The organism is Burkholderia pulmonis, from assembly GCF_984667975.1.
This window is the reverse complement of sequence record NZ_OZ480187.1, coordinates 651,699-670,622: the sequence shown is the minus strand read 5'-3', so window position 1 is coordinate 670,622 and position 18,924 is coordinate 651,699. Positions and strand designations below refer to the sequence as shown.

The window sequence follows — 18,924 nt, the reverse complement described above, 5'->3', positions numbered from 1 at the left end:
AATCAGGACAATACGGTCGACTCGCGCTGTGTCGCGAGCTGCATGATCTTTTCCTGCGTGGCGTCGGCCGCGCGCAGTTCGCCGGTCACGCGGCCTTCGCACATCACGAGAATCCGGTGGCTCATGCGCAGCACCTCGGGCAATTCCGACGAGATCATCACGATCGCCTTGCCGGCGGCGGCCAGCGCGTCGAGCAGCTTGTAGATCTCGCTTTTCGCGCCGATGTCGATGCCGCGCGTCGGCTCGTCGAAGAACAGGATGTCGCAGTCGCGCAGCAGCCATTTCGCGATCACGATCTTCTGCTGGTTGCCGCCCGACAGCAGCCGTGCAGGCTGCTCGACCGACGGCGTACGGATCGCGAGCTGACGCACGTACGACTGCGCGGTGTCGCGTATCTCGCGCGCATCGAGGAACATGCCGCGGCGCAGGAAGCGGTGCATGCTCGACATCGCGATGTTGTTCTGCACGTCCATCCCGACCGCGAGCCCGAAGTGCTTGCGATCCTCGGACAGGTAGCCGATGCCGTGCTTCACCGCGTCGGCCGGCGTGCGGATCGTCACGGTCTTGCCGTGCACGCGGATCTCGCCCGCGTCGACCGGATCCGCGCCGAACACCGCGCGTGCCACTTCGGTGCGGCCGGCGCCCATCAGCCCCGCGAAGCCGAGGATTTCGCCGCGACGCAGCGTGAAGGCGACATCGCGGATCGTCCGGCCGCGCGACAGCCCGCGCACGTCGAGCGCCACGTCGTTCGATGACGTATCGGGCGGCGTGCGCACCTCCGTATCGAGCTGACGGCCGACCATCATCGAGATGATGGTGTCCATCGACGTGTCGGCCATCGGCACCGTCGCGACGTACTTGCCGTCGCGCATCACGGTCACGCGATCGGCGATCTGGCGCAGCTCGTCCATCTTGTGCGAGATGTAGACGATGCCGACACCGTTCGCACGCAGGTCGCGGATGATGCGGAACAGCTCGGCGATCTCCGCGTTGTTCAGCGCGGCGGTCGGCTCGTCCATGATCAGCACGCGCGAGTCGAACGACAGCGCCTTCGCGATCTCGACCATCTGCTGCTTCGCAACCGTCAGGCGGCCGACCGGCGTGCGCGGGTCGAGGTCGAGCCGCATCCGCTGGAAGATCGCGGCCGCGTCGCGGTTCAGCGTGTCTTCGTCGACGAACATGCCGAGACGGCCGCGCGGCTCGCGGCCGATGAAGATGTTCTGCGCAACGCTCAGGTGGTTCATCAGGTTCAGTTCCTGATGGATGATGCCGATCCCGAGCGCCTGCGCGGTGCGCGGATCGGCGATCTCGACCGGGCGGCCGTCCATCCGGATCTCGCCGGCGTCGCGCTGGTACACGCCCGCAAGGATCTTCATCAGCGTCGACTTGCCGGCGCCGTTCTCGCCCATCAGCGCATGCACTTCGCCGGCGCGCAGGTCGAAACGGCAATCGTCGAGCGCCTGCACGCCCGGGAAGCGCTTGCCGATGCCGGTCAGGGCGATCAGGGACGGCGCGGTGCTCAGGTTCGGATCGGGTTGCATGGATCGCGGCCCTCAGCTGATCGCACGGTCGAGATGCGTATAGCCGCCATCGACGAACAGCCACTGGCCCGTCGTGTGCGATGCGCGTTCCGACAGCAGGAACACGGCCGTATCGGCAATCTCGTCGGCCGTCGTGAAACGCTTGCCGAGCGGCACCTTGCCTGCGATGCCGGCCAGCTTCGCATCGGGGTCGTCGAACCCGGCGAGCCAGTTCTGGTAGAGCGGCGTCATCACCTCGGCCGGAATCACCGCATTCACGCGCACGCCGTCGTCGCGCAGCGCGATGGCCCATTCGCGCGTCAGCGCGAGCTGCGCGCCCTTCGACGCGCAATAGCCGCTCGTGTTGCCCTGCCCGGTCACGGCCGTCTTCGACGAGACGTTGACGATCGCGCCGCGCGTGGCCTTCAGGTGCGGCACGCAGTAGTGCGCCATCACGTAGTAGTGGATCAGGTTCTTCTCGAGCGATGACACGAATGCATCCCGGCCGGCCTCGAGCCCGATGCTGTCGTTGATGCCGGCGTTGTTGACGAGGCCGTCGATGCGACCGAAGCGCGCCAGGGTCTGGGCAACCGCATCGCGGCACTGCGCGTCGTCCTGCAGCTCGACCGACACGCATGTCGCGCGCGGCTGCTTCCGCGTGAGTTCATGCCAGAACGCGTCGTTGGGCGCATGGCGCACGAACACCACCGGTATCGCGCCTTCGCCGGCCAGCCGCATCGATATCGCGGCGCCGATGCCTGATGCGCCGCCGGTCACGATCACGACCTTGTCTTGCAGATTCAAATCCACTTCGCGTCTCCGTCGTTCATGTTGTCGCCTCGCACGACGCGCCCGGCACGTCGTGCGTTGCCATGCTTCAACCGCGGAATCGATATTGCTCCAGCGATTCGGGCTTCATCTCGATCGAGAAACCGGGTGCCGTCGGCGGCATGTATGCCGCATTGCGCACCACGCACGGCTCGACGAAATGCTCGTGCAGATGATCCACGTATTCGATCACGCGCCCCTCCTTCGTACCGGAAATGCACACGTAGTCGATCATCGACAGGTGCTGCACGTATTCGCACAGCCCGACGCCGCCCGCGTGCGGACATACCGGCAGCCCGTACTTGGCGGCCATCAGCATCACCGCGAGAATCTCGTTCACGCCGCCAAGCCGGCATGAGTCGATCTGCACGACGTCGATCGCACCGCGCGCGATGAACTGCTTGAACAGCACGCGGTTCTGGCACATCTCGCCGGTCGCGACCTGCACCGGCCCGATCGCCTTGCGGATCTTGCGGTGCCCTTCGACGTCGTCGGGGCTGGTCGGCTCCTCGATGAACCAGGGCTGCGCGAACGCGAGCTCGCGCACCCAGTCGATCGCCTCGTCGACTTCCCACACCTGGTTCGCGTCGATCATCAGCTTGCGATCGGGGCCGATCACGTCGCGCGCGATCGTCACGCGGCGAATGTCGTCCTCGAGGTTCGCGCCGACCTTCAGCTTCACATAGTCGAACCCGGCGTCCACCGCCTCGCGGCACAGCCGGCGCAGCTTGTCGTCGCTGTAGCCGAGCCAGCCGGCCGACGTCGTATAGCACGGGTAGCCTTCGCGCTCGAGCGTCGCGATCCGCTCGGCCTTGCCGGGCGCCTGCCGGCGCAGCAGGTCGAGCGCTTCGTCGTGCGTCAGGCAGTCGGTCAGGTAGCGGAAGTCGATCGCGCGCACCAGCTCTTCGGGGCTCATGTCGGCGACGAGCCGCCACAGCGGCTTGCCGACGGCCTTCGCCCACAAGTCCCATACCGCATTGACGACGGCGCCGGTCGCCAGGTGGATCGCGCCCTTGTCGGGGCCGATCCAGCGCAACTGGCTGTCCGACGTCACGTGCCGCCAGAAGCGGCCCATGTCCTCGCGGATCCAGTCGAGGTCGAGGCCGACGACGAGGTGACGCATCGCGTTGATCGCCGCACAGCAGATTTCATTGCCGCGCCCGATGGTGAACGTGAGCCCGTGACCTTCGAGCCCGTCGTCGTCGGTTTCGAGCACGACGTAGGCGGCCGAATAGTCGGGATCCGGATTCATCGCGTCGGAGCCGTCGAGCTGGCGCGAGGTCGGAAAACGCACGTCGAGGACGCGCATCGATCGAATGATAGGCATGACGAACCGTCCGTTAAAGGGAATCAGGCCTGCACGGTGCGCTGGCGTTGCTCGCCGAGCCCGTCGATGCCGAGCGTGATCACCTGCCCGGCGCGCAGATAGACCGGCGGCTTCTGCCCGAGGCCGACGCCCGGCGGCGTACCGGTCGAGATCACGTCGCCCGGCTGCAGGCTCATGAAGCGGCTCAGGTAGCTGATCAGGTGCGGCACGCGGAACACCATCGTCGCGGTCGTGCCGTTCTGGTAGCGGTGGCCGTCGACGTCGAGCCACAGCCGCAGCGCGTGCGGATCGGGCACTTCGTCGGCCGTCACGAGCCACGGGCCGAGCGGCCCGAACGTATCGTTGCCCTTGCCCTTGTCCCACGTGCCGCCGCGTTCGAGCTGGTATTCGCGCTCCGACACGTCGTTGACGACGCAGTAGCCCGCGACGTGCGACAGTGCGTCGGCTTCCGCGATATAGCGGCCGCCCTGGCCGATCACCACGCCGAGCTCGACTTCCCAGTCGGTCTTCTCCGAGCCGCGCGGGATCTCGACGTCGTCGTTCGGGCCCGAGATCGCGCTGGTCCACTTGCCGAACACGACAGGCTCTTTCGGCACCTCCATGCCCGATTCGGCCGCGTGGTCCGAATAATTGAGCCCGATGCAGATGAACTTGCCGACGCGGCCGACGCACGCACCGAGCCGCGGCGTGCCTTCGACGAGCGGCAGCGACGACGGCGGAATGTCGCGCAACCGCGCGAGCGACGCAGGCGTCAGCACGTCGCCGGCGATGTCGCCGATCACGCCGGACAGGTCGCGGATGTGGCCCTGCGCATCGAGCAGGCCCGGCTTTTCATCGTGTTTGTCACCAAATCTCAGCAATTTCATATCGTCATCCGAACGGAAACGGAAAGTGAATGGGAAGGCGCGGTCAGTTTGACCAGCCGCCGTCGATCAGATGAATCGCGCCGGTCGTGAATGACGCTTCGTCGGACGCCAGGTACAGCGCGAGCGCGGCCACTTCGTCGGCGGTGCCGACGCGCCCCATCGGCTGGCGCGCGACGAATGCCTGGCGCACCTCGTCGATCGACACCTGCCGCGTGCGCGCCTGCTCCTCGATTCGCTGCTCCAGCGACGGCGACTCGATCGTGCCCGGGCAGATCGCATTGCAGCGGATGCGCTGCTCGACGAAATCGGCGGCCACCGCCTTGGTCAGCCCGATCACGGCCGCCTTGGTCGTGCCGTACACGAAGCGGTTCGGCACGCCTTTCACGCTCGACGCGGCCGATGCCATGTTGATGATCGACGCGCCGCCGGCTTCGCGCATCGCGGGCAGCAGCGCGCGGATCAGCCGGTACATCGACGTGACGTTCAGGTTCAGCGAGAACGCCCACGCGTCTTCGTCGCAGTCGAGGATCGAGCCGTGGTGCACGTAGCCCGCACAGTTGAACAGCACGTCGAACGCGGGTTCGCCGGCGGCGAGCGCCGCGACGTCGTTCTTGTCGGTGACGTCGAGCCGCCGCGTGGCCAGGTGGACGCCCGCGCGTTCGGCGTCGGCTTCGAGCCGGACGAGTGCGGCTTCGTTGATGTCGGTCGCCAGCACGTCGGCGCCCTCGCTCGCGAACCGCAGCGCGGTCGCGCGGCCGATACCCTGCCCGGCCGCCGTGACCAGCGCGCGCTTACCCTGCAATCTCATGAGCACTTCTCCCGAAAAAACCGGCCGCTGATCGGCCGATTGGCACAAAGGACTAAAGGTCCAACCAATAATAGGCACGGAAGGCGCGGTTGTCACGAAATCGCGATTCAGTATTTACCCGTGCACGGCAATCCGTCGGGCGCATAAAAATCCGGGGGCGGGCCGGCCCGGGGTGTACGTTGGAAATTTCGCTCGAGCCCAATACCGGCGGGCTTTTCGGGCAGTTTTTCAGGGGCGCCGCGCGCGGCCGCCGCGGCAAACTGACAAAAAAGTCATGTTCGCGTCAGGGTCTCAACGGGATGTGCGCGCCATCATGGCGTCGCCGGACCGCGCTCTTCACACCATCGCCTCCCCGCCCGCGCTGGATCTCTGCGGGCACCTCCGTCCCCCGGCGATGGACGCCGTGACTGGGCGAGCAGACACGGTGCGCGGGCCGATTTTCCGCCCCGGACGTCCCCGTCCGGGGCGTTTTTGTCCGTGGTTTCCAAGAAAATAAGCGTGGATTGTTTCTAAATCGGCAAAAGGTAATTTGAGCCAGACAGGATGTTTTTTCCGGTCACAGACGCTTACATTTAGCGCACCACTCATGGAAACCGCTACGGATTCGCCATCGGGTAGTGACATCCACTGCCAAGGCCGAAACCGCACGAGCTTTAGGAAACGGCAAAATGAAGGCCTCCAAATCCCTGCCTGCGCTCGATCCCGCCGACGTCCACGTCGAAATTCTCGAACGTTCCGATACGCTGCTCGTCGTCCGCTGGGTCGAACCCGGCCGCTGTCATTACGGCGAACAGCGCTGGCGCCGCCGCTTCGCGCAGCGCACCGGCACCTGCGCGCTGTCGCGCCAGGTCATCCATCGCGGCGACGAAGTATTCCGCCCGGCCGAGCGCCCGGCGCCCGCCAACGCGGCCGCGATGATCTCCGCCGCCGAGGTGTTCGCGCTGGCCGGGAGCAGGTAAAACCTGCCGGCCGCGCGCCGGAGCTGGCTGCGTCACGCCGCGAGCCCTCCCTAGAAGCGCGGGTCTAATTCCCTCGCTTGTCTGTCAGGTCCGCCCGCACTATCGTTACACTGCGCAATGTAACGATTACGTGTCGCGGCCGGTCGGCCGTGCCGATGGAGACAGACATGCATGCATGGAGCGCGCGCCACGTCCCGGCGCAAGGCGGCAAGGTCGCGGTCGTGACCGGCGCCAACAGCGGTCTCGGCTGGCAGCTCGCGGAAACGCTGGCCGCGAAAGGCGCGACGGTCGTGATGGGTTGCCGCGACGCCGCGCGCGCCGCCCAGGCGGCCGATGCGATCCGCCGGCTCCATCCCGATGCACGTGTCGAAGTCGATCCGCTCGACCTGGCCGATCTCGCGTCGATCGCCCGCTTCGCGGGCGACATCTCCGAACGCCATGGCCGCGTCGACATTCTCTGCAACAACGCCGGCGTGATGTTCCTGCCGCTGCGGCACACGCACGACGGCTTCGAGATGCAGTTCGGCACCAACCACCTCGGCCATTTCGCGCTGACCGGCCATCTGCTGCCCGCGTTGCGCGCCGCACGGCGCGCACGCGTCGTGACGATGTCGAGCGGCTTCAACCGCGGCGGCCGGATTCGCGTCGACGACCTGCACGGCACGCACCGCTACAACCGTTATCTCGCCTATTGCGACAGCAAGCTCGCCAACCTCGTGTTCGCGCTCGAATTGCAGCGCCGTTTCGAGCGCGCGGCGCTCGCCGGGATCAGCGTCGCCGCGCATCCCGGCTATGCGGCGACCAACCTGCAGTTCGCCGGCCCCGCGATGGACAGCTCGCCCGCCCGCGCCGCGCTGATGCGCGCGGCGAACCGTTATCTCGCGCAGCCGGCCGACCAGGGGGCGCTGCCCGCGATTCATGCCGCCACGTCGCCCGATCTGGCGGGCGGCGCGTACATCGGCCCGTCCGGCTGGTTCGAATCGCGCGGGCTGCCGGCGCCTGCGAGCGTGCCGCGCTCTGCGCGCAACGTGGCATCCGCCGCGTTGCTGTGGGAAGCGTCGGAAGCCGCGACGGGCGTGCGTTTCCTCAGTTCGGGCGCCCCGGCCGGACGCTCGCCGGGCCGGCAGTTCGATGCGGCCGCCGAGGCACGCTGAGCCACGTATCGCCGGCTGCATCATTCTTCAGACTTATTACACCAATCGAAAAGAAAGCCCTTTGAAAGACTGATCCGACGCACCACTGTTACCGCTCAGGAAACAATCTATCGTCAAAATCAGCGTTTACCCTGAACGCTCCGGTGACTAACATTTAATCAATCGCTCAAGACATGGTGTCGAGAGCGAACTCAATAAAACACCGGAGGTCACCATGAAATCGCTCGTTTCCGCAGTCGTTGCCGCTGTCGCCCTGTCCGCTTCGTTCGGCGCATTCGCTCAAAGCACCGTGACCCGCGCACAAGTGCGCGGCGAACTGGTCCAGCTCGAACAAGCCGGCTACAAGCCGGGCCTGTCGAGCCCGTACTACCCGAACGACATCCAGAGCGCCGAAGCGCGTGTTCATGGTGCCGACACCAGCGGCTACGGCGCACAGCCGGCTCCGGTCGTCCACTCGGGCGCCCCGGTCGCAGCGTCGAAGAACGCTCGCGACTCGATCTTCTTCGGCCAGTAAGCCGATGCGCCCCCGGCGGGCGCCGCGCGTCGCGCGATGAAGCAAAGCAGTCCGGACGAGCCCCCTTGCGGGGCTCGTCTTTTTTATGAAACGCATACCTCCGCCGCCCGGCAGCGGGTGGCTTCGCCCGGGCGCCCCTGGTGCCCGGGCGCTTTTTCGTGGCCATGCCTGCAAGAAACGATTCGCGCAAGCCATCGTTGATTTCGCCCGGATTGCCACCTTCAAACATCCCGCAGAACAACACTGTTACCGGCACGCCCCCCCTGCGCCGGACCATCGAAATCTCCTGTCGGATACGCCGCACCGGCCGTCTCGGGCCATGAATCATGCGCGGAACAAGCTCATTGATGATATAGACTCCCGTCACTACAACGCAGACGCCCATAAGAAAACTCGTTCATGAAGACGACTGCCATCGTGAGTCTCGTTTGCTGTTTCGTGGCGCCCGCGTTCGCGGACGAGCCAAGCTGGACACTTTTGATTCGCAACGGTGGTGTTTCAGTCAGCGTCGACCCTGCTTCGTATGCACGCAACGGGAATAGCGCGACTGTTCGCGTCAGACTGGATTACGACGTCCCGAATGCATGGCTAGGGGTTCCGTTCTTCGTGACTGCACAAGTTGCTCAATGGTCATTCGATTGCGAGACGCGTCGGGGAACAATTGGCAAGTCCACCAGCTATGGTACGCAACCGGATCAAGTCAGCACCACCCTCAATGATCCGGAGCCCTACACGGAAATCAAGCCGGGCGCCCGCGGCGATATCGTGATGTCATATGCCTGCAATCGAACGATGAAAAGTACCCGCTTTTTGACGACACCAGACAACGTCTGCCGCATTCCGGTTCCGACCTACCCATCTTTGGCACGACGCAGAAATCATCAAGGGAAAGTAGTCATTGCCTACACCGTAACGACGAACCATGAAATTTCCGACATCGAAATCGTTTCTCGGAGCGGAGATGATGAATTAGATGCAGCGGCGGTTGATTCGATTCAAAGCGCAGTTTGCGAGCAGGCAAGTCGCACTGAGAATTCCCGGCGCATGCAAGCGTTCAATTTTTCACTATCAGACTCCACCGCTACAGTCACTTACAGCGAGGACTCAAAGATCGCCTTGAGTTTGCTGGAAGATCCCACTCGTCATCCTGTCAACGAAGGTGTCGGGAACTCATTGCGCGTCAACATTCCGATATGCGACGTGAGGCACGCCCCAAATCAGAATGCCCCGGTTTTCAAGAAGTATCCCCAAGGCAAAGTCCTGACCATATTTGAACGGAAACACGAATTCGCACGCGTGTCGCCCGACGGCACGGAACCCGAGTGGGTCGTCTTCTCGTTGCTCCAACCCTAAGCCGGCTCGCTCGGCGCGCCTCGGTCACGCCTGCGTGATCGCAACCGATGGCGTGCCGAGGTTTCATTCACGCGTCCCGGCAGGCACCGATCGCGACAGCACACGCCAACGCGACAGCAGCTCGTCGCGATCGACGTAGCAGCCCTGCAGATGCCGACGCCCCGTCGACGGATCGAATTCCGTGCGGGCATGCAGTACGCGCCGGTTGTCGAACGCCCACATGTCACCCGCCCGCAGCCGGCGCAGCACACGAAAACGCGGCTCGCGCGCGAGCGCGAGGAAACGCCGGTACGCACGATAGACCGCCGCGACCGATTCGGCCGGCGCATCGAGCGGCCCGCGCAGGAAGTTCGCGACGCGCACCTCCGTGACGTTGCCGCGCGCATCCAGCCCGATCACCGGTGCCGAACAGCGGTAGTCGCTGTTCGCACTCTTGTTCCAGAACTCGAACGGCGTCGACGCAAGTTGACCAAAATCGGCCGGATGCTCGCGTCGCAGCGCATCGGCCAGCGCGAAGCCGTCGAGGAAGATGCTGTCGCCGCCCGCCGCGTCGTTGGCCAGGCAATGCAGGAACTGCACGCCCGGCTGCAACTCGCGCGTCGGTAAATCCGTATGCGGCGGCAAATTCAGCGACGTATACGCATTGCTGTCCGGACGCGGCTTCGATTCGACGTCGAACAGCACGCCGAAATTGCTTTCGCGGATCAGGCCGATACGGCGCGCGATTTCGTCGACGCGGCCGCGCTCGGCCGGCACGCCTTCGACGAGCGTCAGCCCGGTGCGCTGCAGCGCGGCGAGCCACGCAAGCAGTGCCCCGTCGTCTTCCATCACGTCGCGCCATGCGAACACGCCGATCGCCGTCGCATCGTCGCCGGCCCACACGTGCCGCCCGTGCGCGGCCAGGCGCTCCGCGCGCGACGCATCGTCGTACGCATGCGCGCGCAGCCAGCCCGGCGACCACGCGCTGCGATGGCCGTCGTTCCACTCGACGTGCAGCGCGCCGTCGGTTTCGACATGCACGGCGAGCGCGGACAAGTCCTCGCGCGCGTCGGCGATCTCGAACACCTGTTCGCGCGTGACCGCATGCACGCACGCTGAACACGCGCAGTTGTCGCGCAGCCAGTCGAAATGAAACGGCGATCGTCGCGTGTCGCTCCACTCGACGTCCACTGCGCCATCGCCGATCGTCGCCGCCGCGATGGCCGCGTCAGCCGAAAACGTCCGCCAGTCCTCGATACGGTGTTGCGCTGCTGCCTGCATCGTTGCCTCCCGGAAAACGCCCGCTACGCGTGTGGTGCGAGCAGAAACCCGCCGACCATCCGGTGCATGCGTGCGGCCTGCGGGCTCGTCCCGAGCGCGCGCCAGCAACCGTGCACCAGCCCTTTTCCCATCCAGTCATGCGCGACCCCGCCGGCCGCGCGAATCCGTTCGGCGTACACGCGCGCGTCGTCGCGCAGCGGATCGTGTTCCGCGCCGATCGCAAGCACGGGCGGCAGGCCGTCGAAGCGCGCCGCGTCGAGCGGCACGGAGGCGCGCAGCAGCGGGTTGCCGTCGCGCATCAGGTCGGCCAGCTCGCCGCCCCAGTACAGTTCGCGATAGCGACGCACGTCGTCGAGCGTCAGCATCGGCGCGTGCGCTTCCGTTTCGCGCGCGGGCGATTGCGGTTCGAAGCCGAGCATCGGATAGACAAGTGCGAGGCCGTCGACATTGCGTTCGCCCGCATCGCGCAGCGCGGTGGCCACGGCCGCCGCGAGCATCCCGCCCGCACTGTCGCCCGCGAGCGTCAGCGGAGGCATGCACGGCCCGAACGGCCAGCGTGCATCGCGCGCGGCGCGCGTGACGTCAAGGCAGTCTTCGAGCGCGGCCGGCGCGCGGTGCTCCGGCGCCAGCCGGTAGTCGACGGCGATCACGTCGAGCCCCGTATCGGCCGCCAGCTGCGCGGTGATCAGCGCATGACTGTCGAGCGAGCCGACGACGAAGCCGCCGCCATGAAAGAACAGCACCGTGCCGCGCGATGTGCCGTGCGCGGCCGTGTAGCGCCGCAGTGCGATCGCGCGACCGTCGGGTGCGTGCCACACGGCATCCTGCTGCACGATGCCGGCCGGCAGCGTAGCCGGCGTCCATTCGGCCGCGAAACGGTCATAGAGGCGACGCTGCTCGGCGGGCGAGCGCGCCGCCGCATCGGCCGGATACCACGCGTCGACGGCCGCGACGAACGCCGCGATTTCCGGTTCGAGCATCGCGCGCGCTCCGCGGTTGAAGGTCGACATTCGACGGTGCAAGATCGCCGCTAGCGGCGCGGCGGCAAACCGATCACGCGGCCCGCGTACGCAGGCGCCGCGCAATCGCGCTGCAATGCATGCAGTTCGGCCACGCGCACGGCCACGTCGTCGTCGAACGGCGCCGACTTCGCGCCGTCGCGCGTATCGACGTGCAGCAGCATCTGCTCGCTCGCCGATACCGCATCGTCATGCCCTTGCGCGAACAGCTCGAGATACAGGTGCAGCCGCTTCGCATCGTGCGCGAGCACGCGCGCGTCGACGCGCACCTGCGTGCCCTCCTTGATCTCGTGCAGGTAGTTCACGTGCGCTTCGAGCGTGTAGACCGAGCGCCCCCGCTCGCGACGCGCGGCATCGTCGAGCCCGATGCGATCGAGCAGTGCATCGGTCGCGAAGCTGAAGATCAGCAGGTAGAACGCATCGCGCAGGTGGCCGTTGTAGTCGACCCATTCGGGCCGCACCACGTCGCGGTAAATCGTCAGCGGGGTATCGCCCGTCATCGTCTAGTCCTCGAATCGCATCCCGTGCCGCGCCTTCACCGCGGCGATCGACTTCAGCACCTCGGTGATGCACTCGTCGCGATAGCGTTCGAGCTCCTTGATGCTGCGCGTGCCCTGCTGTTCGGTCGTGCCGTCGACGACGCTGTCGATCAGCGCGTCGGTCAGCGTCGGCGCGACCAGCTTCGTCCACGGCAGTTCGAGCGCGGGGCCGAACTGCTGCATGAAGTGTCGCATGCCCGCGTCGCCGCCGGCCAGCGTATAGGTCAGGAACGTGCCCATGAACGACCAGCGGATACCCGCACCGAAGCGGATCGCATCGTCGATCTCCCCGGTCGTCGCGACGCCTTCGTTGACGAGGTGCAGCGCCTCGCGCCACAGCGCTTCGAGCAGGCGGTCGGCGATGAAGCCCGGCACTTCCTTGCGCACGTGCAGCGGTCGCATGCCGAGCTTGCGATAGACCTCCATCGCGCCTTCGACCGCTTCCGGCGACGTGCGCGCGCCGCCGAGCACTTCGACGAGCGGCAGCAGATAGACGGGATTGAACGGATGGCCGACCACGCAGCGCTCCGGATGCGTCGCCCGCGCGTAGAAATCGGTCGGCAGCAGCCCCGACGTCGACGACGCGATGATCGCGTCGGGCTTCGCCGCGCGGCTGATCTGCTCGTGCAGTTCGAGCTTCAGCGCCTCGCGCTCGGGCGCGCTTTCCTGGATGAAATCGGCATCGGCCACGCATGCGTCGATCGTCGGCACGAAGCGCAGCCGCGCCGGATCGGCGCCCGGCGCGAGGCCGACGCGTTCGAGCGCGGGCCACGCGTTCGCGACGTTCGCGCGCAGCCGCGCTTCCGCGCCCGGCGCCGGATCCCACACGACCACGTCGAGACCGTGCGCGAGCGCACGGGAAATCCACCCGCTGCCGATCACGCCGGTGCCGATGGCGGCGAACGTCTTGATGTCGGTCTTCACAGCCATGTCAACGCATCCTTCAAATCAGGGGAAATCGGCGGGCGGCCGCACGTGAACGCATGCCGCCCTGTCAGGTCAGTCAGCAAAAAGCTCACGCGAATTCGGCGATCGCGCGACGCTCGAGCGGGCGCTCGCCGCGCGCCGGCAGGCCGAGCTTGCGGCGGCCTTCGGCCGGCGTCAGCACGCGGCCGCCGAGCCGTTCGACGATCTCGCGGGCGCGTTCGACGAGCGTGCCGTTGGTCGCATGCACGCCGCGGTCGAGCCAGATGTTGTCTTCGAGGCCCACCCGCACGTGGCCGCCAAGCAGCATCGCCTGCGCGACCATCGGCATCTGCATGCGGCCGATCCCGAAGCCGGCCCAGTGCGCGCCCGGCGGCAGGTTGTCGACCATCGCCTTCATCGTGCCCGTATCGGCCGGCGCGCCCCACGGAATGCCGAGGCACAGCTGGAACAGCGGCGGATCGTCGAGCAGCCCTTCCTTCAGCAGCTGCTTCGCGAACCACAGATGGCCCGTGTCGAAGATTTCCAGCTCCGGCTTCACGCCGAGCGCCTGGATGCGCTTCGCGCCGGCGCGCAACTGCGCGGGCGTCGACACGTAGATGTAGTCGCCGTCGCCGAAATTCAGCGTGCCGCAATCGAGCGTGCAGATCTCGGGCAGCAGCTCCTCGACGTGCGCAAGCCGCGTAAGGCCGCCGACCAGGTCGGTGCCCTTGCCGAAACGCATCGGGTCTTCGCCGGGGCCGATCTCGAGATCGCCGCCCATCCCGGCCGTCAGGTTGATGATCACGTCGACGTCGGCCGAGCGGATGCGGTCGACCACTTCGCGGTACAGGTTCGGGTCGCGGCTGCCGCGGCCCGTCTGCGGATCGCGCACGTGGCAGTGCGCCACCGTCGCGCCGGCCTTCGCGGCTTCGATCGCGGCCGCCGCGATCTCCTTCGGCGTGACCGGAATCGCCGGATGCTTGCCGACCGTATCGCCCGCGCCGGTGACCGCGCAGGTGATGATGACTTCGTGGTTCATGCTGGGTGCCTCGCTTGAATCGGGTTGTGTCGCATTGCGGGTATGGCGCGGGCCGTCACAGGCCGAGATGCGCCTTCACGGCAGGCAGGCCGTCCTTGCCGTCGAACGTCTTGACGCCCGCGAGCCACGGATCGAGCACCTGCGGGTTCTTCTTCAGGTACGCCTTCGCGGCATCGGCCGGCTTCGTCTTGTTCATCACCGACTGCATCAGCTGGTTCTCGAGCTGCGTCGAGAAGCGCAGGTTCGTCACGAGCTTGCCCGCGTTCGGGCAGCGCGCGATGAAGTCGGGCGCGGTGAGCGTGTACACGCGCGCTTCGCCGTAGTTCGGCCCGAACGACGCGTCGCCGCCGGACAGGTAGTTCATGCCGAGCTGGATGTTCATCGGATGCGGCTCCCAGCCGAGGAACACGACCCACTTCTTCTCGCGGATCGCGCGCTCGACCGTCACCAGCATCCCGGCCTCGCTCGATTCGACGAGCTTGAAGCCGCCGAGCCCGTACTGGTTCGTGTCGATCATCTTCTGGATCGTCGCGTTCGCGCTGCTGCCCGGCTCGATCCCATAGATCTTGCCGTCGAGCTCCGCGCGGTGTTTCGCGATGTCCTCGAAAGTCTTCAGGCCGGCCTGGTATTCGTAGCTCGGCACCGCGAGCGTCGCCTTCGCGCCGGACAGGTTCGGCGGCTCGACGACGTTGATCGACTTGCTGTCGAGGAACGGCTGGAGCTGCTTCTGCTGCACGGGCCACCAGTAGCCGAGCGACACGTCGAGCTGCTTGCTCTTGAGACCGGCGAACGAGATCGGCACCGACGCGATCGTCGTGGTCGGCTTGTAGCCGAGCGCCTCGAACACGGTCGACGCGAGCGCCGTGGTCGACGTGATGTCGGTCCAGCCGATATCCGCGAAACGCACGGTCCGGCAGGTCGCGGCATCCGTCTCGGCCAGTGCGGCGTTCGTGAACGCGCCGGTCGCCAGCACGGCCGCGGCAAGCGCGGCGATCTTCGTCGACTTCATGGTTCGGTTCCTCCCGGTTGGTCTCGCGGCAGCCGGTGCGCGGAGTGTGCGCCGGCCTGCATCGTGGGAGTAAAAGTAACGAGCCATATTCACCGCGAGAAGACCGCCGGCGACCTGTTCTTGACTATTTGCGACTATGAGTGGAAACCACTAGATTTTGTGTGAGGCTTGACTGGAAAGGGTTTCGGGCTTTTCCGGGCGACGACGGGATTGCCCCGGTGCGGCGTGAATCTTTCGATTTCGTCGCGGCGATGCTGACAGATTTCCGACGGCCCCCCGATGCGCCGGGCCGGACCTATGCTGGATAGGTCATCGCGCATCGCGCACGGGCGGCCGGTCGTCGTTGCCGCCCCGGGCGTGGATATTGCGCGTCATCGGAATCGATGCAGACGGAAACGACCGGCCGTCACGACGTACTCATCCGGTCCGATCGGCCAGGAGCAACATGATGCTTGCCACTTTCTTTGTCGTCGCCCTTGTCGCAATCGTTGTGGCCATGCATCGCGGCGTCACCCGCGCCGCGGATGCAAAACTTCGCGCGCTGTTCGACGCGGACGGTGAGCGCGGCGAGGTGTCGCGCCGGTTGATGCGCGAGGTGGGATACAACGTCTGAGTATTGACGTCTGTCCGGACCTCGGCGGCCGATCGGTTATCCGACGCGTCTCGCCGTCGTCCGGACCATTCCGTCGACGAATACGTCGATGGCCGGGTGGCCGCGCTCGCCGCGGCGACAGCGCCGCTCCAGCAACGGCCGCGCGCCGTTGTCGACACCCCGCGTGCACGAATCCAACGCGAAAACTGAAAGACTGAATTGCCGGCTCGCACGCTTTTGACGCAGATATATTGTCGACGACCAGCCCTATAACAAAGGACTGCGAACAATATCCGTCAACCCCGTTCGAGACATCCATCCATGAATAAAACGACACGGCTGCTGCGCATGACGTGCGCACTTGCCTGCTGCGGCCTGTTCTCCGCCGCCCATGCGCAAAGCAGCGTCACGCTGTACGGCATCATCGATACCGGCATCGACTTCGCGTCGAACGTCGGCGGCCAGCACCTGTGGCAGATGGCAAGCGGCGTCAGTGCCGGCAGCCGCTGGGGGCTGCGCGGCAAGGAGGATCTCGGCGGCGGGCTCGCCGCGATCTTCGATCTCGAAAGCGGCTTCAATTCCACGAACGGCGGGCTCGGCAGCGGCCTCGCGTTCTCGCGCAACGCGTACGCCGGGCTGTCGAGCCAGCGCCTCGGCACGCTGACGCTCGGCCGCCAGTGGGATCCGGTCGTCGACCTGATCGAGCCGTATTCGCTGAACAGCTATTACGGCGGCTGGTACTTCTCGCACCCGAACGACATGGACAACCTCGACAACGGCTTCGCGGTCAGCAATGCCGTGAAGTACACGAGCCCGACGATCGACGGCTTCACCGGCGAGGCGCTCTACTCGTTCGGCGGCCAGGCCGGCCGCTTCTCGGACAACGCCGCGTACAGCGCGGCCGTCGCGTACACGAACGGGCCGTTCTCGGCCGGTGTCGGCTATCTGCGCGTCAACGATCCGGAGCAGGCCGTCCAGAGCTACCAGAACGGCAGCGGCTACACGAACGCGGTGTACGGCAGCTACCTCGAGAACGCGCGCAGCCAGAACATCCTCGCGGCGGGTGCGTCGTACCAGATCAGCAACGTCAAGCTGATGGGCAACTTCAGCGACGTCGATTTCCAGCAAGGCGACGACGGGCAGGACGTGAAGTTCCAGAACTACGAGATCGCCGCCACGCTCGCCGCCACGAGCCAGCTCAACTTCGGCCTCGGCTACACCTACACGACCGGCCGCGACCATGCGACCGGCCAGGAGCCGAAATACCGTCAGCTGAACGCCAGCGCCGAGTACGAACTGTCGAAACGCACGGCGATCTACGCGCTCGCTGCGCTGCAGATGGCGTCGGGCGGCGCCGTCGCGCAGGTCGCGGGCTTCGATCCGTCGTCGAGCGGCCGGCAGGCGGTCGGCCGGATCGGGCTGCGTCACACGTTCTAGGCGAACCCGCGCCGGGGCGGCTTCCGTGCCTCGCGGAAGCCGCCCCGGCATCGCTGCCGACGATCGGGCCGATATCCGGCCTGCCCGCCCGCTGCCCCGTCGCGCGATGTCGCGTTGCCCGCGTTCGCGCGCGGCAGCGGGCAACAGCAAGACGTGACATTCAGTTCGGCAGGCTGACCACCTGCTGTTCGTCCTCGAGCAATTGTGTCAGCGAGCCGTGCAGGCGCTCGAGGCTCTGCGGCGGCAGCGCGAAGCTCGCCCAGCCGAGGCCCGTGTGCCGCAACAGCAGCACCGCGCCGCCATACAGCGGATGGCGCTCCGCATACCAGCACGGGTCCATCTCCGTCACGAACTGCTGCGCGCGCGGCGGCACCTCGGGTATGGCAGGCTGCATCGATGCACGCAGCAGGCTCAGATACTGGATCACCGCGTCGACATCCTCCGGATCGAGCACCGCGGCGCCCCGTTCGATCGACACCAGCACCACCGGCTTGCCGTCCTCCTGGATCATCTTGATACTCAGCGGCTGCGTCATTTCTGCGTTCCTCGTGGCTACATACGTCGCGCTATTATCGGCAGCGGCGCCACGCGCCCACCTGAAGATTTGGTGTCGCTTCATGAAGTTTTATTTAGAGAACGGACAACGCCGCACAGCCGCGCGTCGCGCGCTTTCGCCGTACACGAAGCGTCGCACCGCACCGCTTCCTTAAACGAAATTTCATCCATCCCGCGTCGTTTTTTAAGCGTCTGAAGCAGGCCCGCATCCCATAATCCACTCGCTACGTTGTCGGCCACGCGTAGCCATGCGCACCGGCGGATCGTCGCCGGCGCGTGCAGCGGGCCAACCCCTTCCCTCCGCAGACCATGAACCAACTGCAAGCGATGCGCGTCTTCACGCGCGTAGTCGAGTTGTCGAGCTTCAATCTCGCCGCGCGCCAGCTTGGGATGTCGGCTGCCGCGGTCACGCGCAGCGTCGGCATGCTCGAGGCGCACCTGAACATGCGCCTGCTGAACCGGACGACGCGCAGCCTGTCGCTCACCGAAACCGGCCGCGAGTATCTCGACGGCTGCCGCACGATCATCGAGAAACTCGACGAGATCGAATCGAACCTCGTCCAGGCCACCCGCGATCCGCGCGGCACGCTGCGGATCGCCGCGTCGGCCACCTCCGTCGCGGCCGGGCTCGGCGCGCTGCTGTCGACGTATCGGGCCGGCCATCCGCGCGTCCGGTTCGACGTGACGACCTTCGACACGCACGTCGACATGGTCGAGGGCGGCTACGACGTGTGCTTCTGCGACGATCGCCGCCTCATCAACGCGACTTTCGTGTCGCGGATGCTGACGAACGTGCGCGACGTGGTCGTCGCGTCGCCGCAGTATCTCGCGCTTCACGGCACGCCGAACGACCCCGTCGAGCTGAACGAACACAACCTCCTGACCGTGTCGAACGGCACGGCCCGCAGCTGGGAATTCTCGGATGTCGACGGCTCCTACCGCGTCTATACGGGCAACGCACTGGCGTCGTCCGGCAGCATGATGGTGCGGATCGCGGCGCTCAATCACATGGGCATCACGCAACTGCCGCATCCGCTCGTCGCCGACGATCTCGCGCGCGGCACGCTGGTGCCGCTGCTCGAACACTACGAGGTGAACGGCGGCCCGCGCTGCGTCTCGATGCTGTACCCCAGCCGCAACTATCTGTCGACGAAGGTTCGCAGCTTCATCGACTACGTGGTCGAGCACTATCGCGCGCCGGAGCGCACCACCGCGCAGCTGGCCGCTGCCTGACGCCAT

At 66.2% G+C, this 18,924-nt stretch carries 19 protein-coding genes; 7 read left to right on the top strand and 12 right to left on the bottom strand.

Going from position 1 to position 18,924, the window contains the following annotated elements:
• Positions 1 to 2: 2 nt before the first annotated feature.
• The 5 genes from AC5LXK_RS19785 to AC5LXK_RS19765 form a co-directional block, all read right to left on the bottom strand.
• A complete protein-coding gene (locus tag AC5LXK_RS19785) occupies positions 3 to 1,541 on the bottom strand; it encodes a sugar ABC transporter ATP-binding protein (RefSeq protein ID WP_493393152.1) in 1,539 nt (512 codons plus the stop codon).
• 12 nt (positions 1,542 to 1,553) lie between these two features.
• Positions 1,554 to 2,330, bottom strand: a complete 777-nt coding sequence (locus AC5LXK_RS19780) for an SDR family oxidoreductase (RefSeq protein ID WP_493393151.1) — start codon at positions 2,328 to 2,330, stop codon at positions 1,554 to 1,556.
• 67 nt (positions 2,331 to 2,397) lie between these two features.
• Positions 2,398 to 3,675: an L-fuconate dehydratase gene (locus AC5LXK_RS19775; RefSeq protein ID WP_493393150.1), complete on the bottom strand. Its 1,278-nt coding sequence runs from the start codon at positions 3,673 to 3,675 to the stop codon at positions 2,398 to 2,400.
• Positions 3,676 to 3,698: 23 nt separating this feature from the next.
• Positions 3,699 to 4,541 (bottom strand): ureidoglycolate lyase, encoded by an 843-nt coding sequence (locus AC5LXK_RS19770; RefSeq protein WP_493393149.1) that lies wholly within the window; start codon positions 4,539 to 4,541, stop codon positions 3,699 to 3,701.
• 43 nt (positions 4,542 to 4,584) lie between these two features.
• Positions 4,585 to 5,349 carry an SDR family oxidoreductase gene (locus tag AC5LXK_RS19765; RefSeq protein WP_493393148.1) on the bottom strand — a complete coding sequence of 255 codons (765 nt, stop codon included), beginning with the start codon at positions 5,347 to 5,349 and terminating at the stop codon, positions 4,585 to 4,587.
• A gap of 668 nt (positions 5,350 to 6,017) precedes the next feature.
• On the opposite strand from AC5LXK_RS19765, the gene AC5LXK_RS19760 reads away from it, so the two are divergent.
• The 4 genes from AC5LXK_RS19760 to AC5LXK_RS19745 all read left to right on the top strand — a co-directional run bounded on the left by AC5LXK_RS19760 (position 6,018) and on the right by AC5LXK_RS19745 (position 9,329).
• Positions 6,018 to 6,308, top strand: coding sequence for a DUF3331 domain-containing protein (locus AC5LXK_RS19760; RefSeq protein ID WP_493393147.1), 291 nt, complete (start codon positions 6,018 to 6,020; stop codon positions 6,306 to 6,308).
• 167 nt (positions 6,309 to 6,475) lie between these two features.
• The gene (locus AC5LXK_RS19755) at positions 6,476 to 7,462 is read left to right on the top strand and encodes an oxidoreductase (RefSeq protein WP_493393146.1); all 987 of its coding nucleotides are present in this window, start codon (positions 6,476 to 6,478) and stop codon (positions 7,460 to 7,462) included.
• Between the two features lie 214 nt (positions 7,463 to 7,676).
• Entirely contained in the window at positions 7,677 to 7,976 is a 300-nt protein-coding gene (locus tag AC5LXK_RS19750) for a DUF4148 domain-containing protein (RefSeq protein ID WP_493393145.1), read from the top strand.
• A 399-nt stretch (positions 7,977 to 8,375) separates the two neighbouring features.
• On the top strand, positions 8,376 to 9,329 hold the full coding sequence (locus AC5LXK_RS19745) for an energy transducer TonB (protein WP_493393144.1): 954 nt from the start codon (positions 8,376 to 8,378) through the stop codon (positions 9,327 to 9,329).
• Positions 9,330 to 9,392: 63 nt separating this feature from the next.
• Here AC5LXK_RS19745 and AC5LXK_RS19740 read toward each other — a convergent pair whose 3' ends face one another.
• The 6 genes from AC5LXK_RS19740 to AC5LXK_RS19715 all read right to left on the bottom strand — a co-directional run bounded on the left by AC5LXK_RS19740 (position 9,393) and on the right by AC5LXK_RS19715 (position 15,101).
• Entirely contained in the window at positions 9,393 to 10,589 is a 1,197-nt protein-coding gene (locus AC5LXK_RS19740) for a TauD/TfdA family dioxygenase (RefSeq protein ID WP_493393143.1), read from the bottom strand.
• A 23-nt stretch (positions 10,590 to 10,612) separates the two neighbouring features.
• Complete coding sequence (locus AC5LXK_RS19735) at positions 10,613 to 11,569, bottom strand: alpha/beta hydrolase (protein WP_493393142.1); 957 nt, start codon at positions 11,567 to 11,569, stop codon at positions 10,613 to 10,615.
• 50 nt (positions 11,570 to 11,619) lie between these two features.
• The gene (locus tag AC5LXK_RS19730; protein WP_493393141.1) at positions 11,620 to 12,108 is read right to left on the bottom strand and encodes a thioesterase family protein; all 489 of its coding nucleotides are present in this window, start codon (positions 12,106 to 12,108) and stop codon (positions 11,620 to 11,622) included.
• A gap of 3 nt (positions 12,109 to 12,111) precedes the next feature.
• A complete protein-coding gene (locus AC5LXK_RS19725; RefSeq protein WP_493393140.1) occupies positions 12,112 to 13,077 on the bottom strand; it encodes an L-carnitine dehydrogenase in 966 nt (321 codons plus the stop codon).
• Between the two features lie 85 nt (positions 13,078 to 13,162).
• On the bottom strand, positions 13,163 to 14,092 hold the full coding sequence (gene cdhC, locus AC5LXK_RS19720) for a 3-dehydrocarnitine:acetyl-CoA trimethylamine transferase CdhC (protein ID WP_175903626.1): 930 nt from the start codon (positions 14,090 to 14,092) through the stop codon (positions 13,163 to 13,165).
• A 55-nt stretch (positions 14,093 to 14,147) separates the two neighbouring features.
• Positions 14,148 to 15,101 (bottom strand): choline ABC transporter substrate-binding protein, encoded by a 954-nt coding sequence (locus AC5LXK_RS19715; RefSeq protein WP_493393139.1) that lies wholly within the window; start codon positions 15,099 to 15,101, stop codon positions 14,148 to 14,150.
• 445 nt (positions 15,102 to 15,546) lie between these two features.
• Between AC5LXK_RS19715 and AC5LXK_RS19710 the strand changes: the two genes are divergently transcribed.
• Entirely contained in the window at positions 15,547 to 15,714 is a 168-nt protein-coding gene (locus tag AC5LXK_RS19710; protein WP_493393138.1) for a hypothetical protein, read from the top strand.
• Between the two features lie 300 nt (positions 15,715 to 16,014).
• Positions 16,015 to 17,130: a porin gene (locus tag AC5LXK_RS19705; RefSeq protein ID WP_493393137.1), complete on the top strand. Its 1,116-nt coding sequence runs from the start codon at positions 16,015 to 16,017 to the stop codon at positions 17,128 to 17,130.
• A gap of 160 nt (positions 17,131 to 17,290) precedes the next feature.
• Here the strand turns inward: AC5LXK_RS19705 and AC5LXK_RS19700 are convergent, their stop codons facing one another.
• Positions 17,291 to 17,665, bottom strand: coding sequence for a hypothetical protein (locus tag AC5LXK_RS19700; protein WP_493393136.1), 375 nt, complete (start codon positions 17,663 to 17,665; stop codon positions 17,291 to 17,293).
• Between the two features lie 329 nt (positions 17,666 to 17,994).
• On the opposite strand from AC5LXK_RS19700, the gene AC5LXK_RS19695 reads away from it, so the two are divergent.
• Positions 17,995 to 18,918 carry a LysR family transcriptional regulator gene (locus tag AC5LXK_RS19695; protein ID WP_493393135.1) on the top strand — a complete coding sequence of 308 codons (924 nt, stop codon included), beginning with the start codon at positions 17,995 to 17,997 and terminating at the stop codon, positions 18,916 to 18,918.
• Positions 18,919 to 18,924 lie beyond the last annotated feature (6 nt).

Excerpts from the sequence above, each read along its gene's own strand:
- AC5LXK_RS19760 (WP_493393147.1), top strand. The coding sequence starts at position 6,018 with ATGAAGGCCTCCAAATCCCTGCCTGCGCTCGATCCCGCCGACGTCCAC.
- AC5LXK_RS19770 (WP_493393149.1), bottom strand. The coding sequence starts at position 4,541 with ATGAAATTGCTGAGATTTGGTGACAAACACGATGAAAAGCCGGGCCTG.
- AC5LXK_RS19765 (WP_493393148.1), bottom strand. The coding sequence starts at position 5,349 with ATGAGATTGCAGGGTAAGCGCGCGCTGGTCACGGCGGCCGGGCAGGGT.
- AC5LXK_RS19730 (WP_493393141.1), bottom strand. The coding sequence starts at position 12,108 with ATGACGGGCGATACCCCGCTGACGATTTACCGCGACGTGGTGCGGCCC.
- cdhC (WP_175903626.1), bottom strand. The coding sequence starts at position 14,092 with ATGAACCACGAAGTCATCATCACCTGCGCGGTCACCGGCGCGGGCGAT.
- AC5LXK_RS19755 (WP_493393146.1), top strand. The coding sequence starts at position 6,476 with ATGCATGCATGGAGCGCGCGCCACGTCCCGGCGCAAGGCGGCAAGGTC.
- AC5LXK_RS19700 (WP_493393136.1), bottom strand. The coding sequence starts at position 17,665 with ATGACGCAGCCGCTGAGTATCAAGATGATCCAGGAGGACGGCAAGCCG.
- AC5LXK_RS19745 (WP_493393144.1), top strand. The coding sequence starts at position 8,376 with ATGAAGACGACTGCCATCGTGAGTCTCGTTTGCTGTTTCGTGGCGCCC.
- AC5LXK_RS19750 (WP_493393145.1), top strand. The coding sequence starts at position 7,677 with ATGAAATCGCTCGTTTCCGCAGTCGTTGCCGCTGTCGCCCTGTCCGCT.
- AC5LXK_RS19710 (WP_493393138.1), top strand. The coding sequence starts at position 15,547 with ATGATGCTTGCCACTTTCTTTGTCGTCGCCCTTGTCGCAATCGTTGTG.
- AC5LXK_RS19740 (WP_493393143.1), bottom strand. The coding sequence starts at position 10,589 with ATGCAGGCAGCAGCGCAACACCGTATCGAGGACTGGCGGACGTTTTCG.
- AC5LXK_RS19715 (WP_493393139.1), bottom strand. The coding sequence starts at position 15,101 with ATGAAGTCGACGAAGATCGCCGCGCTTGCCGCGGCCGTGCTGGCGACC.
- AC5LXK_RS19775 (WP_493393150.1), bottom strand. The coding sequence starts at position 3,675 with ATGCCTATCATTCGATCGATGCGCGTCCTCGACGTGCGTTTTCCGACC.
- AC5LXK_RS19695 (WP_493393135.1), top strand. The coding sequence starts at position 17,995 with ATGAACCAACTGCAAGCGATGCGCGTCTTCACGCGCGTAGTCGAGTTG.
- AC5LXK_RS19705 (WP_493393137.1), top strand. The coding sequence starts at position 16,015 with ATGAATAAAACGACACGGCTGCTGCGCATGACGTGCGCACTTGCCTGC.
- AC5LXK_RS19735 (WP_493393142.1), bottom strand. The coding sequence starts at position 11,569 with ATGCTCGAACCGGAAATCGCGGCGTTCGTCGCGGCCGTCGACGCGTGG.
- AC5LXK_RS19725 (WP_493393140.1), bottom strand. The coding sequence starts at position 13,077 with ATGGCTGTGAAGACCGACATCAAGACGTTCGCCGCCATCGGCACCGGC.
- AC5LXK_RS19785 (WP_493393152.1), bottom strand. The coding sequence starts at position 1,541 with ATGCAACCCGATCCGAACCTGAGCACCGCGCCGTCCCTGATCGCCCTG.